11 protein-coding genes are annotated in these 12,008 nt (G+C 69.1%); 7 read left to right on the top strand and 4 right to left on the bottom strand.

Annotated elements, in window-relative coordinates:
* Positions 1-44 precede the first annotated feature (44 nt).
* Positions 45-929: a cytochrome c oxidase subunit 3 gene (locus tag AC0N04_RS17075; protein WP_474283571.1), complete on the top strand. Its 885-nt coding sequence runs from the start codon at positions 45-47 to the stop codon at positions 927-929.
* A gap of 81 nt (positions 930-1,010) precedes the next feature.
* Here AC0N04_RS17075 and AC0N04_RS17070 read toward each other — a convergent pair whose 3' ends face one another.
* Entirely contained in the window at positions 1,011-1,232 is a 222-nt protein-coding gene (locus tag AC0N04_RS17070; protein ID WP_474283569.1) for a DUF2909 domain-containing protein, read from the bottom strand.
* A gap of 75 nt (positions 1,233-1,307) precedes the next feature.
* Between AC0N04_RS17070 and AC0N04_RS17065 the strand changes: the two genes are divergently transcribed.
* The 5 genes from AC0N04_RS17065 to AC0N04_RS17045 are packed head-to-tail and all read left to right on the top strand — an operon-like array spanning position 1,308 to position 5,342.
* Positions 1,308-2,000 (top strand): SURF1 family protein, encoded by a 693-nt coding sequence (locus AC0N04_RS17065; RefSeq protein WP_474283567.1) that lies wholly within the window; start codon positions 1,308-1,310, stop codon positions 1,998-2,000.
* A complete protein-coding gene (locus AC0N04_RS17060; RefSeq protein ID WP_474283566.1) occupies positions 1,993-2,673 on the top strand; it encodes an SCO family protein in 681 nt (226 codons plus the stop codon). The genes AC0N04_RS17065 and AC0N04_RS17060 overlap by 8 nt, the downstream gene beginning before the upstream one ends.
* Positions 2,674-2,680: 7 nt before the next feature.
* On the top strand, positions 2,681-3,820 hold the full coding sequence (locus tag AC0N04_RS17055; RefSeq protein WP_474283564.1) for a COX15/CtaA family protein: 1,140 nt from the start codon (positions 2,681-2,683) through the stop codon (positions 3,818-3,820).
* Positions 3,821-3,831: 11 nt separating this feature from the next.
* Positions 3,832-4,749, top strand: coding sequence for a heme o synthase (gene cyoE, locus AC0N04_RS17050; protein ID WP_474283562.1), 918 nt, complete (start codon positions 3,832-3,834; stop codon positions 4,747-4,749).
* On the top strand, positions 4,746-5,342 hold the full coding sequence (locus AC0N04_RS17045) for an SCO family protein (RefSeq protein WP_474283560.1): 597 nt from the start codon (positions 4,746-4,748) through the stop codon (positions 5,340-5,342). The genes cyoE and AC0N04_RS17045 overlap by 4 nt, the downstream gene beginning before the upstream one ends.
* A 39-nt stretch (positions 5,343-5,381) precedes the next feature.
* Here the strand turns inward: AC0N04_RS17045 and rpoH are convergent, their stop codons facing one another.
* From rpoH to ychF, 3 genes are all read right to left on the bottom strand, one after another.
* Positions 5,382-6,305 (bottom strand): RNA polymerase sigma factor RpoH, encoded by a 924-nt coding sequence (rpoH, locus tag AC0N04_RS17040; protein ID WP_474283558.1) that lies wholly within the window; start codon positions 6,303-6,305, stop codon positions 5,382-5,384.
* Between the two features lie 103 nt (positions 6,306-6,408).
* Positions 6,409-9,606, bottom strand: coding sequence for a CHASE domain-containing protein (locus AC0N04_RS17035; protein ID WP_474283556.1), 3,198 nt, complete (start codon positions 9,604-9,606; stop codon positions 6,409-6,411).
* A gap of 46 nt (positions 9,607-9,652) precedes the next feature.
* On the bottom strand, positions 9,653-10,747 hold the full coding sequence (gene ychF / locus AC0N04_RS17030) for a redox-regulated ATPase YchF (RefSeq protein WP_474283554.1): 1,095 nt from the start codon (positions 10,745-10,747) through the stop codon (positions 9,653-9,655).
* Positions 10,748-10,861: 114 nt separating this feature from the next.
* Between ychF and AC0N04_RS17025 the strand changes: the two genes are divergently transcribed.
* Positions 10,862-11,974 (top strand): FAD-dependent monooxygenase, encoded by a 1,113-nt coding sequence (locus tag AC0N04_RS17025; protein ID WP_474283552.1) that lies wholly within the window; start codon positions 10,862-10,864, stop codon positions 11,972-11,974.
* Positions 11,975-12,008: the final 34 nt, after the last annotated feature.

The following is a 12,008-nucleotide window of genomic DNA, read 5'->3' as shown; positions in this document are numbered from 1 at the left end:
GCCAGCCACCGGCCCATCATTTCGGTTCGAGGAGAGCAAACCCCATGTCCGCTGCGACCCAAACCGGCACCACGCCGTATTACTTCATTCCGGCTCCCTCGCGGCACCCGGCGATGGCCTCGATGGGCCTGTTCTTCGTGATCCTCGGGGCCTCGCAATGGGTCAATGGCCACGCTTGGGGCGCCTATTCGCTGTGGCTCGGACTGGCGATCTGGCTCGGGACCCTGTTCATGTGGTTTCGCCAGGCGATCGGCGAGAGCGAAAGCGGCCAGTACTCGGAACGCATCGATGTCTCGTTCCGCTGGAGCATGAGCTGGTTCATCTTTTCGGAGGTGATGTTCTTCGCGGCCTTCTTCGGCGCGCTGTACTGGGCCCGGGCGCATTCGGTGCCCAATCTGGGCAGCCTGGAGAACCAATTGCTGTGGCCCGATTTCAAGGCGGTGTGGCCCAGCGTGGCGGCCGGTGCGACGGCCTCGCCGGCCGGCACCGTGGCCCCGTTCGAGACCATGGGCCCGTGGCCGATCCCAACGCTGAACACGGCGATCCTGCTGACGTCGGGCGTGACGCTGACGATCGCGCACCATGCACTGATCGCCGATCGGCGCAGCAAGGCGATCTTCTTCATGTGGATCACCGTGCTGCTGGGGATCACGTTCCTGGGTTTCCAGGCGTTTGAATACCACCATGCCTATACCGAGTTGAACCTCAAGCTCAGTTCCGGAATCTACGGCTCGACGTTCTTCATGTTGACCGGCTTTCACGGCTTCCACGTGTTCGTCGGCATGTTGATGCTGCTGTTCATCACGCTGCGGCTGACCAAGGGCCACTTCACGCCCAGCCGCCACTTCGGTTTCGAGGGTGCCGCGTGGTACTGGCACTTCGTCGACGTCGTGTGGCTGGGGCTGTACCTGGTCGTGTATTGGCTCTGACCCGCCGGCCCCAGCACGCCGCCGGGCCCGGGCACGACGCCGCCGTGGGCGGCGTTTTCTTTTTCTTCGCGGCGCTCGGGCTCAGCGACTCAGCGGCAGGCCGGAGGGCTGGATCCAACCCATTTGCCAGGACAACAGCACGAACAGGAACAGCGCGACCGACAGCCCGACGCGCAGCGCCAGCGCCCGCGCCATGTCGCGCTCGCGGCCGGCCTGGCGGCTGTTGCGCCTCAGCATGAACAAACCTGCACCCGCCAGCGCGGCCAGGATCAGCAACAACACGATCACGATCACGATCTTCATGGTGCCGAGTATTTCACAGGCCCGCCGTGGCCGGCCGGGGTGGGCGCGGTGAGCGCGCGAGGGCGGCGCGCCCTGGTGGCGCTCGCGGCGGTCCTTGGCATGCTGCTGACCGGCCGCCTCGGCGTCTGGCAACTGGACCGCGCGGCGCAAAAGCTGGCGCTCCAGCATGCGCTGCTGACGCAGGCCGAGCGCGCGCTGCTGCCGGCCGACGCACTGGCGGCGAGCGCCGAGCAGGTCCAGGCGCAGGTCTACCGCCGCATCACGGTCAGCGGCGAGTGGTTGCCAGCCCAGACGATTTACCTGGACAACCGGCAGATGGAGGGCCATCCGGGGCTGTTCGTGATGACTCCGTTGAGGTTGCCGGCCGGTGATGCCGTGCTGGTGCAGCGCGGCTGGCTCCCCCGCAACATGGCGGATCGCACCCAGATCGCGCCCTACCGGACGCCGACGGGCCGCGTGACGGTGACCGCGCGCATTGCCCCGCCGCCGTCCAAGCTCTTCCAGCTGGGCGCCGACGCGCCGGGAGCGATACGGCAAAATGTGGATCTCGCGGCCTATGGCCGGGAGATCGGACGGCCGCTGAGGCCGTTGTCGCTGATCGAGCAGGCCACTCCGGGCAACGCCGGCGACGGCTTGGCCCGCGACTGGCCCTTGCCGGCCGTCGACGTGCAAATGCACTATGGCTACGCCGGCCAATGGTTCTTGATGTGTGCCTTGATCGCCGGACTCTATGTCTGGTTCCAACTCCTACGCCGCCGCCATGCCTGATGTTCCCGAGCCGCTGGGCCTGACCGTTCATTCCGTCGCGCCGCTGGATGCCGACGACGCGTCGCGGCGCACGACGCGGGGCCGCTGGTTGATGCTGCTGGTGCTGCTGATCTGCGCGGCCCCGGTGGCGCTGTCCTACTTCACCTACTTCGTGATCCGACCGAGCGCACGCACCAACTACGCGACGCTGATCGAGCCCACGGTCTCGCTGCCCGCGGACCTGCCGCTGAGCGACCTCAACGGGGTGCCGGTGCCGCCCGCGTCGCTGAAGCAGCAGTGGCTGCTGGTGGTGGTGGCGGGCGGACAATGCGACATGCGCTGCGAGAAGCTGCTGTTTGCACAACGCCAGCTGCGCGAAATGACCGGTGCCGAGAAGGACCGCATCGACCGGGTCTGGCTGATCCCGGACGACGCACCCTTGCGTCCCGAGGTGGCCGCGGCCATGCAACCCTCGGACAGCGTGCACGTGCTGCGCGTGCCCCGAGCGGACCTGGCGCGGTGGCTCAAGCCCGAGCCCGGACACGAACTGGAAGACCACCTCTATGTCGTCGATCCGATGGGCGAATGGATGATGCGCACGCCGGCGAACATGGATCCCGAGAAATTCAAGCGCGATCTGGACAAGCTGCTGCGCGCGTCCTCCTTCTGGGATCGGCCGGGTCGCGGCAAGTGAGGCCTTGATGCCGGGTGCCGATCTTCCGACGCTGTTGCGCCTGCTGGGGCTGGCCGCGGCGCTGGCGCTGCTGCCGCTGTCGTGGTGGTGGACGCGGCGCCGCCGCCAGGAGCCCGCGGTGCGCCTGGCGGCCCTGACCGCGCTGACCTTGTTCCTGACCTTCGACCTGGTGGGCTTCGGCGCCTTCACCCGGCTTACCGATTCCGGGCTCGGCTGCCCGGACTGGCCTGGCTGCTATGCGCAGACCTCGCCGCTGGCCGCGCAGCATCAGATCGAGGCCGCGCAATCGGCCTTGCCCAGCGGGCCGGTGACCTGGAACAAGGCCTGGATCGAGATGGTGCACCGCTATCTGGCGATGGTGGTCGGGGCGCTGATCGTGATGGTGCTGTGGCTGAGCTGGCGCCAGCGGCAGCACCTGCCCCATGCGCTGGCCTGGCCGGCGCTGACCCTGGTCTGGGTGATCGCCCAAGGCCTGTTCGGCAAGTACACCGTGACGCTGAAGCTGTATCCGGTCATCGTGACCCTGCATTTGCTGGGGGCGGTGATTCTGCTGGCGCTGCTGACCGCCCAGCGCCGCAGCTTCCAGGGACAGCGTTTCGACCTGACCCGCGTGCAGCGCCGGGTGGGCGGCATCGCGCTGGTGGCGCTGATGACGCAGGTCGCGCTGGGGGGCTGGGTCAGCACCAACTATGCGGTGTTGGCCTGCCAGGGCTTTCCGTTGTGCAGCCCGGGTACCTGGTGGCCGCAGGCCGACTGGGCCGATGGCTTCACGCTGCTGCGGGCATTGGGTCGGACCGCCGACGGGGCCTACCTGCCGGCCGAGGCCCTGGTGGCGATCCACTGGGCCCATCGCCTGTTCGCGGTGGTCGCGGCCTCGGCGCTGGCCGCCGTTTGCGGCCTGCTCTGGCGCCACCCGGACCCGTCGGTGCGCCGGCATGCCCGTGGCGTGGCGGCGCTGCTTCTGCTGCAACTGGTCACCGGCGCCGGCAACGTGGTGCTGAGCTGGCCGCTGCTCGGCGCCGTGCTCCATACCCTGGGGGCCGCGGCCTTGGTGGCCACCATGGTGTCCTTGCTGGTGCCGGTGGCGGCGCGCGGCCGCGACCTGACGACGATCGGCCTGCCGGTCGCCCGTTCACTTCAACCCTGACCTCGATCCCCATGACCGCGCCTTCGGCCTCCGCTCCCTTGCCCGCCTCTCGCTGGAGCCAGTACTACGCGCTGACCAAGCCCCGGGTGGTGCAGTTGATCGTGTTCTGCGCCCTGATCGGCATGCTGCTGGCGACACCCGGTTGGCCGGACTGGCGGGTGGTGCTGCCGGCCGTCGCCGGCATCTGGCTGGTGGCCAGCGCGGCAGCGGCGTTCAATTGCCTGATCGAGATCCAGATCGACCAGCGCATGAAGCGCACGGCCTGGCGGCCGACCGCCAGCGGTCAGATCGATACCCGCCACACCTTGCTTTTCTCGGCGGCGATGTGCGCCATCGGCGCCGCCCTCCTGTGGTGGTGGGTCAACCCGCTGACGATGTGGCTGACGATGGCCACCTTCGTCGGCTACGCGATCATCTACACCGTGGTGCTCAAGCCGCTGACGCCGCAGAACATCGTGATCGGCGGTGCGTCGGGCGCGATGCCGCCGGTGCTGGGCTGGGTGGCCGTGCGGGGCGACGCCGGGCCCGAGGCCTGGCTGCTGTGCCTGATCATCTTTCTGTGGACGCCGCCGCACTTCTGGGCGCTGGCGCTCTACCGGGCCGAGGACTACCGCAAGTCCGGGCTGCCGATGTTGCCGATCACCCATGGCTCCGAGTTCACCCGCCTGCACGTGTTTCTCTACACCGTGGTGCTGTTTGCCGGCACGCTGCTGCCGTTCGTCTACGGCATGAGCGGATGGATTTATCTCGTGAGCGCGGTCATCCTCGGGATCGGCTTCATGGGGTATGGTTACCAGCTCTGGCGCCATTACTCCGATGCGCTGGCGCGTCGAACCTTCCGTTTTTCGATCCTGCATCTGTCGCTGCTGTTCGGCGCCTTGCTGATCGACCATTACCTGAGCCCCTGGCTGGCTCGCACCCTGTCATGAACCGTCGTCGAATCGGGATCCTTCTTGCTGCCAGCGCATGGCTTGCGTTGGCCGGCTGCAGCAAGCCGGCGGCGCCGAGCTTCCACGGTGTGGACATCACCGGCGCCGAGTACGCCCGGGTGCTGAACCTGCCCGATGCCGACGGCAAGCCGCGCAGCCTGGCCGATTTCAAGGGCAAGGCCGTCATGGTGTTCTTCGGCTACACCCAGTGTCCGGACGTCTGTCCGACCACGCTGGCGGAACTGGCCGCCGCCAAGAAGCTGCTTGGTCCGCTGGGGGACCGGGTCCAGGGCGTGTTCGTGACCCTGGATCCGGAGCGCGACACCCCGGCCGTGCTCAAGGCCTACATGGCCAGCTTCGACCCCAGCTTCATCGCGCTCCGGGGCACGCCCGATGCCATCAAGCAGGCGGCCAAGGAATTCAAGATCTTCTATGAGAAGGTGCCGGGTCAGACGGACACCAGCTACACCTTCGACCACACCGCCGGGGCGTATCTTTTCGATCCTCAAGGGCGGGTGCGGGTGTTCACCCACTACGGCGCAGGTCCGCAGATCCTCGCCGACGATCTGAAGGTCCTGCTGACCGCGTCCTGATCGAACGGCGGCTCCCCGCAGGGCGCCGCCCTGCCGCGGTCAGGCCGGTTCGAGGGCCTTGCGCATCTTCTTCAGCGCGGCGACCTCGATCTGCCGGATGCGCTCGGCGCTGACGCCGTATTCGGCAGCCAGCTGGTGCAGCGTCATGCCACCGCTCGCATCGTCGTTCACCTTGAGCCAGCGCTCTTCGACGATCCGGCGGCTGCGCGCATCGAGCGCGTCCAGGGCGAGCACGATGCCGCTGCTGGATTGATCGTCGCGGCTACGGGCTTCCAGCACGCGCGAAGGCTCCTGCGATTCGTCGGCGAGGTAGGCGATCGGCGCCATGCTTTCTTCGCCGTCGTCGACCTGCGGCTCCAGCGCCACGTCGCCGCCCGACAGCCGGGTTTCCATCTCGATGACTTCTTCCGGCTTGACGTTCAGCTCCTTGGCCATGCGGGCCACCTCGGCCGGCGTCAGCGTCGAGCGGTGGGTGTCGGCTTCGGTCGCCTCCCCCTTCATGCCCTGCTTCATCGACCGGAGGTTGAAGAACAGCTTGCGCTGTGCCTTGGTCGTGGCCACCTTGACCATGCGCCAGTTGCGCAGAATGTACTCATGGATCTCGGCCCGGATCCAGTGCAGCGCATAGCTGACCAGGCGCACGCCCTGCTCCGGGTCGAAGCGCTTGACGGCCTTCATCAGCCCCACGTTGCCTTCCTGGATCAGGTCGCCCTGAGGCAGGCCGTAGCCCAGGTACTGGCGTGAGACGGACACGACCAAGCGCAGGTGCGACAGCACCAGCTTCCCGGCCGCCTGAAGATCGCCGCTGTCGCGCAACTCGCGGGCGAAGCGGCCCTCTTCTTCGGGGGTGAGCAAGGGAATGCGGTTCACCGCGCTGATGTAGGCGTCCAGATTGCCGAGCGACGGCACCATGGCCCACGGGTCACGCAGGCGCAGGGCGGTGGTGGTCGATGAGGTGTTCATGCTGCTGTCGGATTCACGACGGATCGGTTGGTTCCCAAATACTAGCACTCCTCGATGGAGAGTGCTAAATCCAGATTCAGTCGAAGCAATTCGAGAATGAATCTCAGTCGTATCGGGTGTCGACGCGCTCCAGCAGCGCGTCGACCTGGGGCAGGAAGCTCGCCAAGTCCACCGGCTTGGTGGCGTAGTCGGCGGCGCCGAGGGCCAGGGCCTGCTCGATCCGCGCGGGCGTCGCGTCGGCCGACACCGCCAGCACCGGGATGGCGGCGCTGCGAGGGTCCTCGGACAGGCGGCGCAGCACCTCCAACCCGTCGATATCAGGCAGGTGCATGTCGAGCAGGATCAGGTCCGGCGGATCCTCGGCGATCGAGGCCAGTCCCGCCTCGCCGGTGCTCGACACCGTCAGGCGCACCTGGGGGCGGCGCGACAGCACGCCGCGCATCACCTCGGCGTTGGTTTCGTTGTCCTCGATGTAGTGGATCCGGCGCTGCCGGTAGCGCGGCATGAGGCCCGCAGCCGGGGCGGCGGGCGTGGCGTCGGCGGGATTCGCCTCGGTGGCCGCCGGCAGCGTCAGCATGAACTCGGTGCCTTGGGCAGACGTATCCGGCGCATCCAGGCGGCCGCCCATGGCCTCCACCAGGCGCCGGCTGATCACCAGTCCCAGGCCCGTCCCTTCGATGCTGCCGCCTTCGCGGCCCAGGCGGTTGAAGGGCTGGAACAGGCCGGCGCGCTGCTCGTCGCTGAGCCCAGGGCCCTCGTCGGACACCCGGATCTGCACCCAGCCGCCACCGGCATCGACCGCCGAGCACTGCACCCGGCCGCCATCCCGGTTGTATTTCACCGCGTTCGACAACAGGTTGGTCAGCACCTGCTTCAGGCGGGTGCGGTCGGCCCACACCGCCAGATCGGCGGGGGCCTCCACCGGCATCAGGCGCAGGCCTCTGGGCCGGGCCGCCGTCTCGACCATGGCCAGGCATTCCTGCAGCAGCTCTGCGGGCCGCACCGCCGACCAATCCAGGTGCAACTGGCCGGTCTCGATCCGCGACAAGTCCAGCAACTCGTTGATCAGGTTCAGCAGATGCCAGCCCGCCCGCTGCGCCTCCGCCGCCCAGGATTGCTGGCGTGGCGACAGGGCCGGTTCACGGTCCAGTGCGAGCAACTGGCCGAAGCCCAGGATCGCATTCAGCGGCGTACGCAGCTCGTGGCTCATGCGGGAGAGGAACTCACTCTTGGCCTGGCTGGCGGCTTCGGCCTGGTCGCGGGCTCGTTCGGCATCGGCCAGTCGCAGGTGTTCGGTGATGTCCTCCACCACGCCGGCCAGGCGTCGCGGCGTCCCCTGGCTGTCGCGCAGCAGGCTCAAGTCGATCTGCACCCAGATCAGCGAGCCGTCGGTGCGCACCAGTCTGAGCCGGCGCTGCAGCCGGGGCAGGGCGCCGCCGGCCAGGGCTTCGAGCAGGCCGGCCTCGCCGGGCTGGTCGGCCGGGCAGACCAGGTCGATCAGGCGCCGGGAGGACAAGCCGGCCGAGTCCAGGCCGAGCAGGTCGCGCAGCTTCGGGTTGGTCTCGCGGATCAGCCCGTCCAGTTCGGTGTAGACCACGCCGATGGGCATGTGGTCGACGATGTTGCGCCAGCGCTGCTCGCTGTCGCGCAAGGCCTCCACCGCACGGCGCCGCTCCTGAACTTCGTGGCGCAGGTCGGCCGTGCGCTCGGCCACTTCGGCTTCGATGCGGTGCGCGCGCCCGGTCACGGTCAGCAGCAACGCACCCAGCATCGCGGTGGACAACAGGCCGGTCACGGCCAGCAGCCACAGCGTCCAGTGGCCGCCGACGGGCAGGTCCTCGCGCCGCGCGCTCAACAACAACTGCCAATGCCGGCCTGCGAAATCGACGTTCTGGGCGCGGACCAGCAGATCGGCGCCGGGGCGGGCCGCCTCGCAGTTCGGGGTGCCGCCCAGCCGGCGCCGGCTCGTGGCGGGATCCAGGTCCACCAGGCACCAGTGCAGGTACCCGGGCACCCGCGCCAGCACCGAGTGGCTGAACGCATCGGTGCGCAAGGTGACGAAGACCACACCGTCCAGGCTCGCCTGGCGTCCGGCCACGGTGGCGGGCATCGGGGTCCGGCTCACGGCGCGGTAGATCACCACGCCGGTCTCGTTGCCCACCGCCTGCGACAGCCTGAAGCCGCGCGTCGCCTCCGGTCGATCGCTGGCCACGGCACGCGCGATCGCCTCTCGGGCCGCAGGCACCGACAAGGCGTTGACGCCCAGCGCCGCCTGATTGGGCGCCTCCGGCTCGATACGCAGCACGGCGATGGCATCGGTGTCGCCGGCCACCAGACCCTTCGGCGCGTCGCGCCGGTCGAACACCTTGTAGCCCGGCAGGCCGCGCTGCTGCTGCGCCGCGTCGAAGGCCTCCAGCGCGTCGCGCCGGACCCGCGGGCTGAAGCCGATTGCCGCCAGGCTGCCCGACTCGCTCAGCCACGGGTCGGCCGCCCACCGGAACTCGGCACGGCCCACGTCGCCGGCGGCCAGGTACAGGCCGTGCATCGCTTCCAGGGCATGCAGCGGCGTGCGCAGCCCACTGTCGAGGGCATCGCTGGCGCGTGAGACGTCGCGCTCGAACACGCTCTGGCTGCGACGCTCGTCGCTGCGGGTGACCAGCATCGCCGCCAACGCCAGCACCGCCGTCATCACCAGCATCGGCAGGCCCACCGTCAGCCGGCGGGGTCGCCACAGGCTGCGGGGCCGGCCGATCAGGGTCAGCGCCATCGGCGCCGCCACCAGCACCCCCAGGGTGTCGCCGGACCACCAGGACAGCGCCGTGCCAGGCACCGACGCGGCCGGCAGCGAGCCCGACAGCCACAGCGTGGTCACGGCCACGCCCGCGCTGATCAAACAGGCCAGTGCACCGCCCAAGCCGAACAGCACCAGGGCATCGCGCGGTTCCGAGAGATCGCGCGGCGCCGCCGCCCGGGTGCGTACCAGATAGGCGCCGACGCCCGCCTGGGCCGTGGCCCCCAGGCCGATGGCCAGCGTGCTGAGCAAGCCTGACCACTCCGACAGCCCTCGGGGTGCGCTCAACAAGCCGTTGACCACCAGGACGCCGATGAACACACCGGGCAGCGCCCGCCAGCCGCTGACCAGCACCGCCGCCAGCGCGATGCCTGCGGCCGGGTACAGCGGCGCCGCGTAGGCCGGCGGCAGGGCCAGCCAGATCGCCAACTGCCCGGCCAGCGCATAGGCCACCGCCGTCAGCAGGGCCGGCAGCATCGAACGAGTTCGGGCGAGGGCGGGGGGCTTCACGGCGTTGCCCGGGGTTCAGCAGCCGACCGCGATGCCAGCCGGCCGCCTAGACGTTGAAGAGGAAGTTCAGCACATCGCCATCCTTGACGACGTACTCCTTGCCTTCGGCCCGCATCTTGCCTGCTTCCTTGGCGCCTTGCTCGCCCTTGTACTGGATGAAGTCCTCGTAGGCGATCGTCTGGGCCCGGATGAAGCCGCGCTCGAAGTCGGTGTGGATCACGCCCGCCGCATTGGGGGCAGTGTCGCCGACGTGGATGGTCCAGGCCCGCACTTCCTTGACACCGGCAGTGAAGTAGGTCTGCAGCCCCAGCAGCTTGAAGGCGGCGCGGATCAGCCGGTTCAAGCCGGGTTCGTCCTGGCCCATCTCGGCCAGAAACATCGCGCGGTCCTCGTCGCTCATCTCGGCCAGCTCGGCCTCGGTCTTGGCGCAGATGGCCACCACCGGCGCGTTCTGCCTGGCGGCGTAGTCCTTCAGGCGATCGAGGAAGGGGTTGTTCTCGAAGCCGGATTCGTCGACGTTGCCGACGAACATCGCCGGCTTGGCGGTGATCAGGCACAGCGGCTTGACGATCGCCCACTCTTCCTTGGTGAAGGCGATCGCCCGGACCGGCTGGGCCTGGTCCAGCGCCGTCTGGCACTTCTCCAGCACCTTGACGAGCGCGGCGGCCTCCTTGTCGTTGCCCGAGCGCGCGGCCTTGGTGTAGCGGTGCAGGCTCTTTTCCACCGTGCCCAGGTCGGCCAGGCACAGCTCGGTCTGGATCACCTCGATGTCGGCGATCGGGTCGACCCGGCCGTTGACGTGGATGACGTTCTCGTCCTCGAAGCAGCGCACCACGTTGACGATCGCATCGGTCTCGCGGATGTGCGACAGGAACTGGTTGCCCAGCCCCTCGCCCTTGGAGGCGCCGGCGACCAGACCGGCGATGTCGACGAACTCGACGATCGCCGGCAGCACGCGTTCGGGCTGGACGATCTTGGCCAGCTCGGCCAGCCGCGGGTCCGGCACCTCGACCACGCCGACGTTCGGCTCGATGGTGCAGAACGGGTAGTTTTCCGCCGCAATGCCCGCCTTGGTCAGGGCATTGAACAGGGTGGACTTGCCGACATTGGGCAGGCCGACGATGCCGCACTTCAGGCTCATGGGAATCTTTCGAACAGGAAAATCGGGCGCCACCCGCTTTCCGATGACCCTGGAGTCGCAACCGGTGAGTGAACGCAAACCCGGCATTTTAGGGCGCATCCCTACAATGACCGGATGAATTCCCTCGACGTCCGCATCCTGGGCACCGGCATCGTCAGCCGCTGCATGGCCCTGGCCCTGGCGCACCAGGGCCTGCGGGTGGGCTTGCAGCGCCGCGCCGAGGGTGCCCCGGAACCTGGTCCGGATCTGCGAGCCTACGCGCTCAACGCGGCCTCGGTGCGCTTGCTGGACGGCCTGAAGGCCTGGGACACGCTGCCGGCGGACGCGCGCACCGCAGTGCACGACATGCAGGTCCATGGCGACGCGCCGGAGGCCCGCCTGGACTTTTCGTCCTGGGCCCAGGCCGTGCCGGCGCTGGCCTGGATCGTCGATGCCGGGGCGCTGGAGGTGGTGCTGGAATCGGCCGTGCGCTTCGCGCCCCAGATCCGCTTGCAGCACGAGCCCGATGCGGCGCCGCTGACGGTGGTCGCCGAAGGCAAGGGCTCGGCGTCCCGGGCGGGGCTGGGGGTGCGACTGGAGCGCCACAGCTACGGGCACCAGGCGCTGGCGGCCCGCCTGGTGTCCGACCAGCCGCACGCCGGCGTGGCACAGCAGTGGTTTCGGGCGCCCGACATCCTGGCGCTGCTGCCGTTCGATCGGCCACTGGCCGGGCAGGCCTATGGCCTGGTCTGGTCGATGCCCGAGGACGAGGCCCAGCGCTGGCTGCAGGCGCCCGCAGCCGAGTTCGAGGCCGCCTTGAACGCGGCCAGCGGCGGCACGGCCGGGCGGTTGACGCTGGCCAGCGAACGGGCGGCGTGGCCGCTGGCGCTGGGCCGCGCCAGCGCGGTGGCCGGGCCGGGCTGGGCGCTGATCGGCGACGCGGCGCATACCGTGCATCCGCTGGCCGGCCAGGGCCTGAACCTCGGGCTGGCCGATGTCGTGACGCTGACCGAGGTGCTTCAGCAGCGCGAGCGCTGGCGCTCGCCGGGGGACGAGGACCTGCTGCGCCGCTATGCGCGCCGCCGCCTCGGCCCCACCTGGGCGATGGCCAGCGCCACCGACGGCTTGTGGCATCTGTTCGCAGCACGCAACGAGGGGTTGCGGGAACTCCGCAACCGCGGCTTGAATCTCGTCAACCACCTGTCGCCGCTGAAACGCTGGCTCGCCGACCGCGCGCTGGACGCCTGACCCGCCCTTCTTGACCCACTCGATCGGAATCATC

The organism is Ideonella sp. sgz306126 (assembly GCF_056032705.1).
The sequence above is the reverse complement of the archived record's forward strand: the minus strand, read 5'-3'. Positions and strand labels throughout refer to the sequence as shown.